This is a genomic window from uncultured Ruegeria sp. (assembly GCF_947489545.1).
Classification (GTDB): Bacteria; Pseudomonadota; Alphaproteobacteria; order Rhodobacterales; family Rhodobacteraceae; genus Ruegeria.
Map to the genome: position 1 here is coordinate 481,688 of NZ_CANLDZ010000001.1, position 13,982 is coordinate 495,669.

At 54.5% G+C, this 13,982-nt stretch carries 13 protein-coding genes and 1 tRNA gene; 6 read left to right on the forward strand and 8 right to left on the reverse strand.

All coding sequences use genetic code 11. The features are described 5' to 3' along the window. Positions 1 to 209: 209 nt before the first annotated feature. A complete protein-coding gene (locus Q1B13_RS02285) occupies positions 210 to 1,649 on the forward strand; it encodes an IS1182 family transposase (RefSeq protein ID WP_299077763.1) in 1,440 nt (479 codons plus the stop codon). A 457-nt stretch (positions 1,650 to 2,106) separates the two neighbouring features. Here the strand turns inward: Q1B13_RS02285 and Q1B13_RS02290 are convergent, their stop codons facing one another. After that, positions 2,107 to 2,808: a hypothetical protein gene (locus Q1B13_RS02290; RefSeq protein WP_299077766.1), complete on the reverse strand. Its 702-nt coding sequence runs from the start codon at positions 2,806 to 2,808 to the stop codon at positions 2,107 to 2,109. A 1,175-nt stretch (positions 2,809 to 3,983) separates the two neighbouring features. Then, a complete protein-coding gene (locus tag Q1B13_RS02295; RefSeq protein WP_299077768.1) occupies positions 3,984 to 5,216 on the reverse strand; it encodes a dienelactone hydrolase family protein in 1,233 nt (410 codons plus the stop codon). Between the two features lie 77 nt (positions 5,217 to 5,293). Between Q1B13_RS02295 and Q1B13_RS02300 the strand changes: the two genes are divergently transcribed. Beyond that, the gene (locus tag Q1B13_RS02300; protein ID WP_299077771.1) at positions 5,294 to 5,524 is read left to right on the forward strand and encodes a hypothetical protein; all 231 of its coding nucleotides are present in this window, start codon (positions 5,294 to 5,296) and stop codon (positions 5,522 to 5,524) included. Between the two features lie 446 nt (positions 5,525 to 5,970). On the opposite strand, the gene Q1B13_RS02305 is transcribed toward Q1B13_RS02300, so the two are convergent. From Q1B13_RS02305 to Q1B13_RS02325, 5 genes are all read right to left on the reverse strand, one after another. Next, positions 5,971 to 6,939 carry a DUF2971 domain-containing protein gene (locus Q1B13_RS02305; RefSeq protein ID WP_299077774.1) on the reverse strand — a complete coding sequence of 323 codons (969 nt, stop codon included), beginning with the start codon at positions 6,937 to 6,939 and terminating at the stop codon, positions 5,971 to 5,973. A 238-nt stretch (positions 6,940 to 7,177) separates the two neighbouring features. Then, positions 7,178 to 7,254 (reverse strand) — tRNA-Arg (locus Q1B13_RS02310). Positions 7,255 to 7,318: 64 nt separating this feature from the next. Then, positions 7,319 to 8,701 (reverse strand): ATP-binding protein, encoded by a 1,383-nt coding sequence (locus tag Q1B13_RS02315; protein ID WP_299077776.1) that lies wholly within the window; start codon positions 8,699 to 8,701, stop codon positions 7,319 to 7,321. 18 nt (positions 8,702 to 8,719) lie between these two features. Beyond that, positions 8,720 to 10,138, reverse strand: a complete 1,419-nt coding sequence (locus tag Q1B13_RS02320) for an FAD-dependent oxidoreductase (protein ID WP_299077778.1) — start codon at positions 10,136 to 10,138, stop codon at positions 8,720 to 8,722. Between the two features lie 3 nt (positions 10,139 to 10,141). Beyond that, complete coding sequence (locus tag Q1B13_RS02325; RefSeq protein ID WP_299077780.1) at positions 10,142 to 10,873, reverse strand: TVP38/TMEM64 family protein; 732 nt, start codon at positions 10,871 to 10,873, stop codon at positions 10,142 to 10,144. Between the two features lie 295 nt (positions 10,874 to 11,168). Between Q1B13_RS02325 and rpmH the strand changes: the two genes are divergently transcribed. The 3 genes from rpmH to yidD are packed head-to-tail and all read left to right on the forward strand — an operon-like array spanning position 11,169 to position 11,985. Beyond that, positions 11,169 to 11,303, forward strand: a complete 135-nt coding sequence (gene rpmH / locus Q1B13_RS02330; protein ID WP_005632162.1) for a 50S ribosomal protein L34 — start codon at positions 11,169 to 11,171, stop codon at positions 11,301 to 11,303. A 26-nt stretch (positions 11,304 to 11,329) separates the two neighbouring features. Further along, positions 11,330 to 11,755: a ribonuclease P protein component gene (rnpA, locus tag Q1B13_RS02335; RefSeq protein WP_299077782.1), complete on the forward strand. Its 426-nt coding sequence runs from the start codon at positions 11,330 to 11,332 to the stop codon at positions 11,753 to 11,755. Further along, the gene (gene yidD / locus Q1B13_RS02340) at positions 11,752 to 11,985 is read left to right on the forward strand and encodes a membrane protein insertion efficiency factor YidD (protein ID WP_299077784.1); all 234 of its coding nucleotides are present in this window, start codon (positions 11,752 to 11,754) and stop codon (positions 11,983 to 11,985) included. The genes rnpA and yidD overlap by 4 nt, the downstream gene beginning before the upstream one ends. Before the next feature lie 5 nt (positions 11,986 to 11,990). Here the strand turns inward: yidD and Q1B13_RS02345 are convergent, their stop codons facing one another. Next, positions 11,991 to 12,926: an alpha/beta fold hydrolase gene (locus tag Q1B13_RS02345; RefSeq protein WP_299077787.1), complete on the reverse strand. Its 936-nt coding sequence runs from the start codon at positions 12,924 to 12,926 to the stop codon at positions 11,991 to 11,993. A 114-nt stretch (positions 12,927 to 13,040) separates the two neighbouring features. On the opposite strand from Q1B13_RS02345, the gene ttcA reads away from it, so the two are divergent. After that, the gene (gene ttcA, locus Q1B13_RS02350; RefSeq protein ID WP_299077790.1) at positions 13,041 to 13,934 is read left to right on the forward strand and encodes a tRNA 2-thiocytidine(32) synthetase TtcA; all 894 of its coding nucleotides are present in this window, start codon (positions 13,041 to 13,043) and stop codon (positions 13,932 to 13,934) included. Positions 13,935 to 13,982: the final 48 nt, after the last annotated feature.

A 13,982-nucleotide genomic window follows, 5' to 3' on the forward strand; every position in this document is an offset into this window, starting at 1 on the left:
GGTAGTCGAACTTAAGTCCCACAGCTGCCTGAAGCTCTACGTGACTATTTCTTGAGCTAGAGTTAGCCGCCATCGGTTGATCGAGCAGCATCGGTTAGTTTGGGCTCTCCCGGCACCTTCGCCGCGAAATCCATGAACGGCAGTTCTGAGCCGAGGCTGTGTGAAAACTCCGTATGCTGTATGCTTTTTGGTATAGACTGGAGGCGGGTATGTCGGGATATATCGAGGGCGCGGAGCGAAGTCAGACGACGCTTTTTCCGGATCGGCTTGAAGATTGGATCGACGAGGATAATCCGGTTCGCGTGATTGACCTCTTTGTGGAGGAGATTGATCTTGAGGAGATCGGTTTCCTGCGGACGGCACCTGCGCGGACAGGGCGGCCAGGTTATCACCCCTCGGTCCTGTTGAAGCTCTTCATCTACGGCTATCTGAACCGCGTTCCCTCCAGCCGCGCGCTGGAGCGGGAGGCTGGTCGCAATGTTGAGGTGATGTGGCTGACCGGGCGGTTGGCCCCGGGCCACAAGACAATCGCCGATTTTCGGCGCGATAACGGTCCGGCCATTCGGCGTACCTGTGCGCAGTTCGTCGAACTCTGTCGTCGGATCGGGGTGCTGAAGGGGGATTGTGTCGCCATCGACGGATCCAAGTTCAAGGCGGACAACAGCCGAGACAAGAACTTCACCAAGGGCAAGATTGCCAGCCGCACCGCCCATCTGGTCGCGAGCATTGAGCGCTACCTTGATGAAATGGTCCGGATCGACCGTCAGGAAGAGGGTGAGGTTCGGGCCGAAAAGATCGCTAACCTGGCGCAACGCTGCGAGCGCATCCGGCAGGAGATCGCGCGCCTGGTGGACATGAGCGAGGCGCTCAGGAAGAGCCCGGACAGGCAGATCTCCCTGACTGATCAGGATGCCCGCTCCATGGCCACCAGCGCCAAAGGCAGCGGTTTTGTAGGCTACAACGCCCAGTCCGCAGTGGATACCGAGACCCACCTGATTGTCACGCATGACGTGATCAATGCCGGGCACGACCGTGAACAGCTGTCGCCGATGGCCAAGGCAGCGAAGGCCGCTCTTGGACGTGACGAAATGAGCGCGGTGGCAGACAAGGGCTATTTCAGCGGCCGGGAAATTTTGGCCTGTCACGAGGATGGCATCATCACAACCCTCCCCCGACCCGAGACATCCGGCAACCGCAAGAAAGGCATGTATGTGAAGACCGACTTTGCCTATGACGCGGATGCGGATGTTTACCGATGCCCAGCAGGTGAGACGCTGATTTACCGCTACACGACCGAAGAGGGCGGCCTGATGGTGCGGCGATACTGGACCAACGCCTGTCAGACCTGCCCTCTCAAGGCGGGCTGCACGACCGGCAAGGAACGTCGTATCACCCGATGGGAGCACGAACATCTGGTCGACGAGATGCGTGACCGATTGAGCCGCGACCCGGCCTTGATGGGCCTCCGTCGCTCAACTGTTGAGCACCCGTTCGGCACAATCAAGAGCTGGATGGGGGCGACGCACTTCCGGATGCGCACGCTCAAGAATGTCCGTACCGAGATGGCATTCCATGTCCTCGCCTATAATATCAAACGGATGATCGCTTTGATCGGGGTACGTGGGCTTCTGACTGCCATTCCGGCCTAAACGGGGGCGAACCGTTCAGATTGCACGGCGCGAAACGCCGTAAGTGCTCAGTTTCCACCCCGCTCCAGCGCAATAAGCCCCAAAGTGGTCCAGAAACCGAAAACCCAAAAGGAAACCAGTAGAAAATCTTCAAAGCTAAAAATCAAAGAGGTTTCCACACAGTCTCAGCCCATTGCCGCAGTCGACCGATCTTCTGTCGTTTGCACGTGCGGCACGTCGCGAACCGCACATTCCGGACGTTCAGAAACCGGTGACATCTGGCAGGTGAGCGGACAAAGTGTGAATTCGCTGCGGCTGCGCGAATGTCCGCTTCTTAAAATCCGGGGTGGTAACAAACGGTTATTTATGTTTCCGACCTTGTGCCCGTCTATTGAATTAACCCAGCAGATGGCGCCCCGCTTATTCCCTAATGCCTTCATTTGCAAAGACCGCATTGAATGCAGATTTGGTTGAATGGTTACTTTGACAGATGGCGCTTTCGCCGCGCGGCCACAGCGTCGGTAATTTGTCCAATCGTAAGCAGCCTAAGTAAGTCTGGATGAGCATTATGAATTTTCTTCAGGACTTGCGAATAGCCTTCAAAACCCGCCAGCAATTTGACAGACCTTCCGTCAAAGAGGATGAGCCTCACTCCCGTTGCGGGGCCTTTGTCGACTGGTTCAACACGTGAAATCTCTTTCAATGAAAATCGCTCAGGACGACGAAAAAGACGCCGCAGAACAATGTCATCAACTGAGACATGAACACTTGTGCATGCGGCGGCAAACAGAGCTACAGCCAAAGTAGAGAAGACCAGGCCGATAACGAAAGTGAACCAATTCTTCGTGGTCTGCCCACTTGGTTCGGCTAACACGACTTGCCAATAGTATGCCGCAAAACCTCCGAAAAGGATCAGCGTCCAGACGGCGATATATGTGTAGCGGCGGGGTCGGCGCATGACGAGTATGGCTTGGGTACCTATCCCCGTATCATGTCGCCGCTCAGACCTACCAGCAGGGGTGGTCCAGCCCGATCTTTTTGCTTCCGCGTTCTTTTCAGCGGCACGATGCAGAAAATGTGCCTGTAACCAATTTGAAATCACCACAACACTGATGATCACCACCGCGATGATTGGGTTGTTCAACAGAAATCGTAATACGTCCACCACTGGCTCAAACATGTCGAGTTCCTAACAGTTCCAAACCGATGATCGCACATATAGAGTTTAGACTTACACCCTTGTGCTAGCAATTCGAATGTAGAACGGTCCACCCACACTCCCCTGTTTGACCGTCTCATTTTCGCGGCCAACCATTGACACCAGACCGGCAAAGCCCGCAAGCTTTGACTCATCACGCTGGCCAACGGCAAAAGTCTACTCGGAGTCTGATGTGCTACCGAAAGACGGATATGTTCGCATTAGCTGGGGTCGTCGGGCTAGACTAATTTAGGGACCGGACCTTGGACAAACAAATACAGTGCTACGTCTTCAGACGCTTGAGTGACATCGCTTCCTTCCAAAGAAAATCTCGTGCTGAAAGGTGAGCTTCTTGACGTTGGTCTTTTTGCTCGTGCTCGCACCTCTGATCTGGGTCGCTTTAGCGATTTGGTGCGTCGTGCGTCAAGTCACGGCATCCGGCTTAGGTCTTTGGCGTTTTGCGTCTGTGGTGGCTATACAGATAGCAGTGGTATCTCTGCCGTTCATCATCGGCGAAATATACCTCAAACAAACCGGGCTTTCTGACTTTACGGTCTGTCCGAATGGCCAAGAGTATTGCGACGATTTTTACCGACTTGAGCGATTAAGGGGCCGCATACTATTTTACCATGTTTTCGCAGTTTGGGTTGGAGTGACCATATGGACTCTGGCCTTGTTGGCGGGCTTCCGGCAGAAGAAGCAGAGCGCGTGAGTTTACCTGATGCCATCCAAGGGCGGACTGCGCAATCGCAGCATGAACCGCTTCGCCTGACTGAAGTCCACGTAGGAAAGGTCCCGACATTTCATCAGGGCCTCAACATTTGACCAATCAGCTACAGATCAGGCCTCCAACGACTCCGGTGACTTTCCAGCAGCCAGTGCTTTCTTGAACCAGTCCACAGGCCGCCGATAGACTTTGCAAAGTTCTCTATCTGTACATTGCTGTAATTGGGGTATCGCGCAGCATCGGTCAAAGTGGGCTCGATGCGGCCACTCTCTGCGACGTCCCCAATTGGTCTAAAGAGCCCTTACCAGACCTTAACCGCATTTTGAGGCTTCGCTCGTGCAGCACGTCGTGAACGGTGCAAACCGGACATTCAACGAAGATCTATCAGTTGCAAGTAAGCGGGACGAAGCGAACTTCCGATTTGCTCATTTCAATGTCGGCTTTCGATACGTGTTAGGTAATCGTCGACTATTTCTTCCCAGAGAGTTGGCTGGAACATCAACCAATGGCCTCTATTGTGGCCTGGAACAGACACGACATGAACTTCACTCTCAGCGCCCATCTCTTCCATTGCTGCAAGATTCGATAGCGAATGCTCAATGCTGTAAAACGCGTCGTCCTCGCCATAGACTGACAATACCTGACCATCAAAAGTGCCGATCCGCCGAAAGAGTATAGGATTGATTTCGGGGTCTCCAAAACGTTCTCCCATCCATCCTCCAACGAAGTTAATCACACCGGCAGCGTTTCCTGGATCGTCCCCGGCTTGCATGAGGGCAACAACGCCTCCGCGCGAGAAGCCTGAAAGAAGGACAGGTTCCAAACTCACATTGGGTCGCTGCTGCAACGCTCGCAGGGCAGCGTTTGCATCTACCAAAGCGCGTTCTGCCCCTGCCAACGATATTTGCGTGTCCGGCGAATATCCTTGCGACCGATCGTCAGCAAAGCCCTCATCGTACAAACCATCAGACCCACCCCGACCACGACGCTGAGGGAATGCAACGATCCAACCGTTGGCGTTCAGAACATCTGCAAGCCAATCGTTGGCAAAGAACCGATTAAAAGCTTGTGGATCAGTCCCGTAGCCCGTTGACCCGTGATGAACGAGAGCCAGCGGGAACGGTCCATCACCAGCAGGCGCATAGATCGCGACCGCAAGCTCAACTTTCGAACTGTCTTCTTGCAGTTCGGTTGCTAGGAATTCGCGCGTACCGAGCTCGAACCACTCGCTTGTCGGCGCTGCCAGGACAGCCGTGAGAGTTTGTCGCTCCAAAATGGCAAAACGATCCTCAGTCGGATAGATACCGCGCAACCGTCCGGTAGCTGAAATTGAGTATCGCGCAGCGAAGCCGCTATCAGTAAACACCAGAGTGTCGCCGTCCAATCGCGCTTGGCTGCGGAACCAATTACCACTGCCATGATGGCCACGCCCCACTGAATAGATGACACTGAATAATCCGTCTTCGGCCTGGCTTTCCACGACGAGAATGTGACTTCTCCAAGTGTCCCATCTTCCCGTCCAAACCCCGAGGAAGGGGGAATTATCCTGGGCGGTGATTTCGATATCGTCGGGCAGGGGAGCATCACCCACGAGGATTGATTCCTGTGCCAATGACTGACTGGTCAGAATGAAAAGCGTGGCGATGGCAAAGATGATGCGCATGGCTGGTTTCCGAATGTCGCGGCTTGATACGAGGCGATACCAATAGAGCACAGAACGTGGGTACGGACATATATTAAGTGTTCGAGTCACCGAAACTGACATTCGCCATCTTGCAGAAACTCGGGACTATGGGCTCGAACCAGACCTTCGATGCGGCTGACGCAAATGGCCGCTTTGGGCCGTACTTACTAGTTGTGGCCGGGCTATCGGCCATCGATCTTTTTGTGGACCAGCGGGATTTGGACAAGCCAAACGCCACTGGCCGTCAGGGTGAGGGCGCTGCCCTCCGCCTCGGGCAACCCTATTAGACAGGGCCGTGTCCTCGGCTGTGCCTGCGGGCCGCACCACCCCTGTCGAATAGCGTTACCTCGCCCCCTCCCGCGTTCGCCACGTGGCAGATTAGCAGGAACAGGCAGCTTCGCTATCTGACCTGCAAATCAGCTCTGATTTTCCGAAAGGAAAGTCAGATCAAACCAAACTGTCTGCGGGAGTCTGAGATAGGGTCGGCGTGTTAGTTGATGACGCAAAGATCAAATTCAACTGATCTCCAACTTTGGGGGCGCCTTCTGATGTCGAACGTTCACTGCATTTCTGGCCCAACTATGACGGTTGGGTCAGGTTCGTGTGACGTTCAACACAGGATACCAGTGGCGGACCGAGGAGGATTCGGCGACCTCTATAAATATGTTTATTTTCAATAATTTACATGATTTCACCGCAAAAAATGTTGCGGGATTTGTTGCGGGAATTTCATTTACCTTCTGAGGGGAATATCTGATCTCCGAACTTTGCCCCACGCGTCATCCACGCCGTTCTCCTCAAGCAACATTGCCAATGACTCATAAATTGGCCAACTCGTTTCTGTTGGACCCACGATTATCTCTTCCAGGATTTCTTTGACGGCATATCCAGAATAGCCGGTGGTGGCATCCGCCTTTAGTGGCAACTTGATGACCTCTTGCGGAACACCACCGATAGTTTCGATTTCTTCCTTCATGATGGGCGACCGGCCAAAAAGCGTCGGCGAATAAATTACACGCCATTCTCTTTCTTCTGAAAACCCAGGATTCTTTGTTGAGAGAGATGCCATGTGGAATGCCCAGTAGAGCTGCTTGAAGACCTCATCAGGCCCAATCTCATTCAGCAGATCGAATTCTGCTTCCAATCCTCTAACCAGCCTAACGAACTCTTCCTTAAAACCATCGTAGTCTGCATAAAGAACTGGGCTTGAAAATGCCTGGAGTTTCACTTCCTCAGACCTGAAAGGCGAGTTGTTAAAAATGAGAGCGACATTGGTATCACCACCGTATGCTCGCCACATGGACAACCGCCCATATTTCTCCTCGGCAATATCTGGATTCCCGTGCTCGCTAACGGACATGAGAAAACTCTGCACCGTTCTTTCTGTTGAGTGAGAATCGAACGTCTCGGCAAGACGATCTGCCAAGTCATCCGCTAGTTCACTCAACAGCTTTCTTAGCCGTCCACCGACTTCTTCGTCTTTCCAACTCTCGGCCAGGCACATTTCGCCGTGTTGGACCTCACTAAAGTCATTCATTACTAGAGCATTGCGTAGCCAAACCTCTTCATTTTTTATGATTTGGGTTGCGGCAAATGCACTAGTGTAGTGAACGAACTTGGTATTTTCGGCTTCTACAGCCTCCACGCGGTCCATAGCATACGGCATAAACAGCCTTGCCAGTTTCGCTTGCAACTCGTCCATAAACTGAATCCCCTAAAACAATTCACGCCATACTAGTGCGTGCGTGTTTTGTGCTGCAAGCCGCGCTGAAGACAAATGTTGCGGGATTTGTTGAGGGAATTGTTGCGGGATTTGTTGCGGACAATGTTGCGGGATTTCAGATGTTGCGGGATTGCCTAATTTTTAATCGGAAAATCTAAGGATAACCTATTGTTTTTGATTGATTTTCCAAACGCCGCCACTTTTTTAGGCGAAAAAGTGGCGGACCGAGGAGGATTCGAACCCCCGACCCCTTGATTCGTAGTCAAGTACTCTATCCAGCTGAGCTATCGGTCCGCGTTGGTGAGGCGCTGTTTAGACCCGGGACGTAGGACGTGCAAGACGATTCTTCGAAAAACCTTCAAAAAGTCATCTCCCCGCGAGGAAGCCTTATTTCAAACGTGGTTCCCTCAGGTCCAGTGTCTTTCAAGACAAGATCGCCCCCATGGCCACGAACCAGTTCCTGCGAAATTGCCAGGCCCAGACCAGACCCGCCTTTGCGCACCCCGCCCTGAAACGGGGTGAACAGATTTTCGCGCGCTTTGGGCGGCAATCCTGGACCTGTGTCGCGGATCTCGAGGCACCAACTGTCTTCAAATTCGCGGCCGGCAATAGTGATCTGACCCGGCTTGCCAGATGCGACCAAAGCCTGCCTGGCATTCCGGACAAGGTTCATGATAACTCGGAACAGTTGTTCTGGGTCCGCTCGGGCAATGAGGTCGTTGGGCACATCGTTGACTATTTCCACGCACGCATCTGCGATCGCGAGTTGTTCGCTTGCTGCAACATCTTCGGCCAAATCCCGCACTCGGACCATGTTCAGCGTCGGCGCGGGCTCTTCGGCGCGGCCAAAGGCAAGCGTGTTTTCACAAAGCGAAACCGCGCGTGTTATCGAGTTCACCAGTTTCGGAGCCATCCGCCGCACAAGCGGGTCATCGCTGGCCTCAATCCGATCGGTAAACAGCTGAGCGGATGTCAGAATGTTACGTAAATCATGACTGACTTTGGCCACTGCCCCACCCAACTGAGCCAGCCTCTCACGTTGTTTGAGCGCCTGGGTCAGATCCGTTTGCAGCATCTTCAAGGCTTCTTCCGCCTCGCGCAGCTCGGTCACTTTGGAGTTCGGCGAGATGATACCCCGGGCATCCTCGGGCGCGCTGGCGTAGCGTTGCATGTAGCCGACCACGCTTTTGATTGGTCGGACAAGCACCACCCGCACCGCGAGAAACAGGAACGAGGCAGTAATGATGGAAATTACAAAGGACAGGCCCAGAATACGCCATCCGTAGTCCGTCATCGCCATTCGCAGGGGGGCGCTGTCAGTTGTCACTTCGATCAGAAGACCGGCGCCTTTGACCGGCTCGCCGATCACACGGATGACCTGGTCTTCGACAGTGAATAAACGAATCATCGCGTCACGGATTAGAACCCATGGTCCAGCATCCCTAAGGTCGTAGGTTTTAGCGATTTGTTCAGGAATGGGGGAAGACAGCATCAACTGACGTACTTCGTCACGGCGCAGAACGACGTTATAGACACCAGCGTTTGCCAGCAGCTCGGCCTCAAGATCTTCGGCCAGCATGTCATCGGCCAACAGGGCCAGCGACGCAATCTGAGCACGTTCCAGGCGGTTCAGCAGGAAATCTTCCCGAAACCGCGCAATCGAAGGCACGAAGATCAATACCTCGGCCAACATCACGAAGACCGTTGTCAGGATCAGGAAACGTCCGGACAGCGAATTCAATGGGCGCTCCTTTTTCGGTTAGGGGATCCAGCGCTGGACGAATCTGACCACTCGTTTAACTGTCTGATTCTCAAACAGCCTTGGCGAGAAATAGGCCCCCGCGACGCGTTTGTTAAGCTCTCCGATTGTCGGATATGGGGGCACCATCGCAGCAATCTGACCCATTTTCAGGTTATTGGCTATCACCAGAGACCACAAATTGATCAATTCACCCGCCTGGTGGCCAACGATTGTGGCACCCACTGGACGACCTTTGACAACCATAACCTTGATAAAACCGGTTGTCCTTCGTTCCGCCACAGCACGGTCGTTGTGATGAAAGTCAAACCGTGCAATTTCGACGTTTTTGCCGTGTTGCGCGTGCGCCTGCGCGTCGGTCAACCCAACTTGTGCCAGTTCCGGCTGCGTGTATGTGGCCCATGGGATATGGTTTGTCTTGGCTTTGGACGGCAGACCAAACAAGGCCGACCGGATGATAATGCCCGCGTGGTACCCGGCGACATGGGTGAATTGCATCCCGCCAGCGACATCCCCAATGGCATAAACCTTGCGGTTTGTCGTGCGCAACGCATCATCTGTTTTTATCCCGGTCCGCGTTCGGTCAATGCCTGCCACTTCAAGATTCAGACGCTCGACATTGGCCTTGCGCCCAGCCGCCAGCAACAGATGGGAACCAGCATAAATCTCACCGTTTTCGGTGACAACTTCGACTGCGCCATTAGAGCCCCGGATTTGCGCGACCATTGCGTTCTCGTGAATGGCGACCCCTTCCGAGCGCAAGGCATCGAGCACGACATCTGCCGCCTCGGGGTCATCTTTGCTCAGCGCCTTAATACCTTCGATCACGGTCACTTTTGATCCTAGCCGAATATGGGCCTGGGCCATCTCCATACCGATCGGGCCACCGCCGATGATCAGCAGGTGGTCGGGTTTTTCCCGCAGCCCAAAGATGGTTTCGTTTGTATAGAAAGGGACGTTGTCGAGCCCGGGAATAGGCGGCACCAATGGTGAAGACCCTGTCGCAATCACCACGCGTCGCGCTGTGATCACCTGATCACCCGCCTGAACTTGAGTTGGAGAGACGAATGAACCGTATTCACGGATCACCTTGACGCCAAACCCCTCAAACCGCTCCTGACTGTCCATGGGCTCGATCTGGGCGATAACGTCTCGGACATGGTCCTTGGCGGCTGCGTAGTCCACTTGAGGTGCGCTATCAGCAACACCAAAGACCGCCGAATGTGCTTGTCCGTAGGCTGCTTTGCCACTTGCAATCAAAGCCTTTGACGGCACACAACCGAAATTCAAGCAGTCACCTCCCATCTTGTGGCCCTCCAGCAAGATGACATCGGCGCCCATCTGGCTGGCACCCGCGGCAACGGACAAACCACCCGACCCGGCCCCAATCACCAGGATATCGGTTTTCAGATTTTTCATGTTTCAGACGTCCTTTCGGCCACGCAGGTATTTGATGCCGATCGGCAATGCGGCCAATACGCATAAACCAATGATTGGGCCAATCACAAAAGGTTCCCACAACAGCGACACATCAGGAGTCTCGCCTCGGTCGAATACGCCGCCCAAGCCAACACCGATCCAAGTATAAACGATCCCACCGGGGATAATGCCCAGCGCCGTTGTCAGCAGAAAGTTGCGGAATTTCACGCCAACCAAAGCCGGAACAAGGTTTGCGACAAAGAACGGGACTACTGGCACAAGCCGCAGCAGAAACAACACTGAGATTTCATTTTCCCGCAGCCCGTCCTTAAGCTTTTTGATGGAGCCTTCTGACGATTCCAATCGCGCCGTCAACGACTCGCCCAGGCCCCATCGTGCCGCTAGGAAAATCGCCGAAGCGCCGACCGTGGCTGCAAAAACGTTGAACACAGTTCCCGCAACAAGACCAAAAAGGAACCCGCCGGTCATCGACGCAACGGCCGCGCCTGGCAAGGAAAACGCCACCACCACTATGTAAATCGCGATAAACGCCACCGTCATCGCCCAGTAATTCGCATCCCTCCACGCCAGCAAGGCCTCGCGGTTATCACGCAGAGTTTCAAAGGTCAGGTAGTCCCCAAGTGTAAAGAACCCGACCGTGGCGACGGTAAGGATAACAAGCAATGGGATGTGACGTGCAATCCCGCTGCGTGGCGGTTGGGTCGTTTCGCTCATCTGGTTGTCCGGTTTTTTGGGTTCCATTCTCCTCACAAGATGCGCTGCCTGCGCGCCCAACAACAGGGTGTTCACGGCCCCTTGAAGTTTCCCGCCGCGAATGTGAGTGTTTTCTGTATAAAAGCCGGTTTCTGAAATGTTTTGCGACGACGGATTACAGAATTGTTGCAAAAGGCGCGAAAACCGCGTCCATGGGGTTTGACTTACCCTACTCTTAGCAGTAGAGGACGGGCTTCGAACACTACGGGCAGGCGAATCCGCGCCGCACCCGACCGCATAGATTGGAGACGGAGCGATGAAACGCACCTATCAGCCTTCGAACCTGGTTCGCAAACGCCGCCACGGTTTCCGCGCGCGCATGGCTACAAAAGCCGGCCGCAAAATCCTGAATTCACGCCGCGCCCGCGGTCGTAAATCGCTGAGCGCATAAAACCGCCCACCGATCAGGTTATGAACATGACGCCGCCGGAGGCCCCTGAGGATGGTAAGAACCAGCCCGGGGATAAGCCCCCGGCGGCGTCCGTTTGCGCGCCTGAAACTCTGACTATTCTCAAGAACCGTTCCGATTTCCTCAAGGCAGCGCGGGCGCGCAGGCAAGGCACGTCCTCGATGATGGTGCAGGCCCGCAAGCGCGCCTCGGATGAGGCAACCGGGATTCGCGTTGGCTTTACCTGCTCCAAGAAAGTTGGCAATGCGGTGGCCCGTAACCGCGCCAAACGTCGGCTACGCGAAGTCGCGCGCGCCGTTTTGCCTGCCCATGGCCTTGATGGCTGGGACTATGTCCTGATCGGACGTGCCGATGTGACTGCCGCACGTCCATTTGATTCCCTTTTGGACGACTTTCGATACGCGCTGCGCAAGCTGCACAATGCCCAGAAATGACTTTGCTTGCGCATATCCTTGCCCTGCCCGTGCGGGCTTATCGTCTGATCTTCAGCCCGTGGGTTGGCTTCAATTGCCGCTACCAGCCGACTTGCTCAGCCTATGCATTGGAGGCCTTGGAAAAACACGGCGCGATCAAAGGCGCTTGGTTGGCCGCACGCCGTATCGGCAGGTGCCATCCCTGGGGCGGCGATGGATATGACCCGGTTCCCGATCACCAAAAAGACTGATCTTCTCAGAGCAACGCCAAGTTGCCCCGATCCGTGAGTGCTCGGGTTGGAATCACCTCACGATCCAGCTTGCCCATAAAGGTATGGTGAAGGTCTTCGTAGAACCGCGGCGAGTCGAAATACCAGCTGTGGCTTGCTGATTTCCCGTCCGAAAAATCAGCACGATTGTCTTTGAAGAACTTGCCACAATAGAGGTTCACGGCCTTTTCGGGATGTTCAGCGGGCAGACCTACGCGGCCAAGCCTGCGTGATACGCCTACACGTTTCACCTCGGAAATCGACAGAGCTTCGTCAAAGGGGCTGTAATAGCAGGTCAGCCGAGTGCATCTGCGCAGAAGCGATGACGACTTAGGATTGCCGACGCCAAGTGATTTCGACGAAATATCAGCGGCCACAAAGGCGACCTGACTGGTGGTCCAGCTATGCTGCGCGGTTGTGTGATCATCATCTGCATAATCCATCGCCTCACGCACCAGATACGTTCCCATGGAATGCGCCAGAACATGGATGTTATAGCGGCAATCAGGCGTCTGCATACGCGATAGCCTTTTGATGCCATGGGTGAACAATTTATCCGCCGAACGACGCGCATCAGCTCGGTCCGAATTGTAGCCAAGCACCGACCCGTCGCTAGGCCAATCATAGCTGATAACTGTCCCTTTGAATCCGTGCGCCTCTAGCCCCGAGCGGATTTTACGATGGCGTTCCAACATCTCGAATTGCTCGGTGTTGAAGCCGTGCACGAAAATGACGATGTGCCCATTCTCTTCATCGTTTGCCCCGGCTTCGGCCTGAACCCTTTGTATCCAATCCGAAACCCGAATTTCGTGCTGCCGTGCAGGTCGTCTGGCATTGGTGGGGATGGCCAGATATCGCGTGCCCCCCGGTTTGTTCGAATAATGGTTGCCATCGCGGCCGCGGACGGAAAAAAAGTAGTCCATCGATCAATCCTTTCAAAAAATATCCGCACAGCATAGCACAAATTGTCTCCTAAATCAGGTCTTTGCAGCGCGGCGCTTCCATGGCATACGCCCGCAAGCCTGAGGAGAGCCGACATGCTGGACGATGACAGCGACATCCATCCCCTATTCGCCGGGGCGCCCTCGACCACCGAGTTCAAAAAGCTGCGCAAACGCATCGTGCGCCAGACCCGCGAGGCTATTGAGCAGTATGGGATGGTGGCGCCATCTGCACATGACAGGGACGGCAAAGCGCCTCGCTGGCTGGTCTGTTTGTCGGGCGGCAAGGACAGCTATACCCTTTTGGCGGTTCTATACGAATTGAAGTGGCGCGGATTGCTGCCGGTGGATCTATTGGCCTGCAACCTGGATCAGGGGCAACCGGGCTTTCCAGCCACCATCTTGCCTGAATTTCTGGACCGGATGGGCGTGCCCCACAGGATCGAATATCAGGACACGTATTCAGTGGTTGTGGACAAGGTCCCGCAGGGACGCACGTTCTGCGCGCTGTGCTCGCGGTTGCGGCGCGGAAACCTGTATCGCATCGCGCGTGAAGAAGGATGCTCGGCCGTTGTCCTGGGTCATCACCGGGACGATATCCTTGAGACGTTTTTCATGAATCTGTTCCACGGCGGACGGTTGGCCACGATGCCACCCAAGCTGGTGAATGAGGAAGGTGATCTGTTTGTGTATCGCCCGCTGGCCCATGTGGCCGAGGCGGATTGCGAGAAGTTTGCCAAAGCCATGACATATCCCATCATTCCTTGTGACTTGTGTGGGAGTCAGGACGGGTTGCAGCGTCAGCAGGTCAAACAGATTCTGGATCAGTGGGAAAAGAACAGCCCGGGTCGTCGGCAAGTCATGTTCCGCGCGCTGACAAACACGCGTCCATCTCATCTTTTGGATCCGAAACTATTTGATTTCACGGGTCTTTCTCTGAAGTTAGACAAAAACGCAGAAAATTCGGACGAAATTCCTGTGTTGCGTTAACGACTGACTCAGACTGGTTTCCTACGCTCGGCCGTGCGCGATCTATGC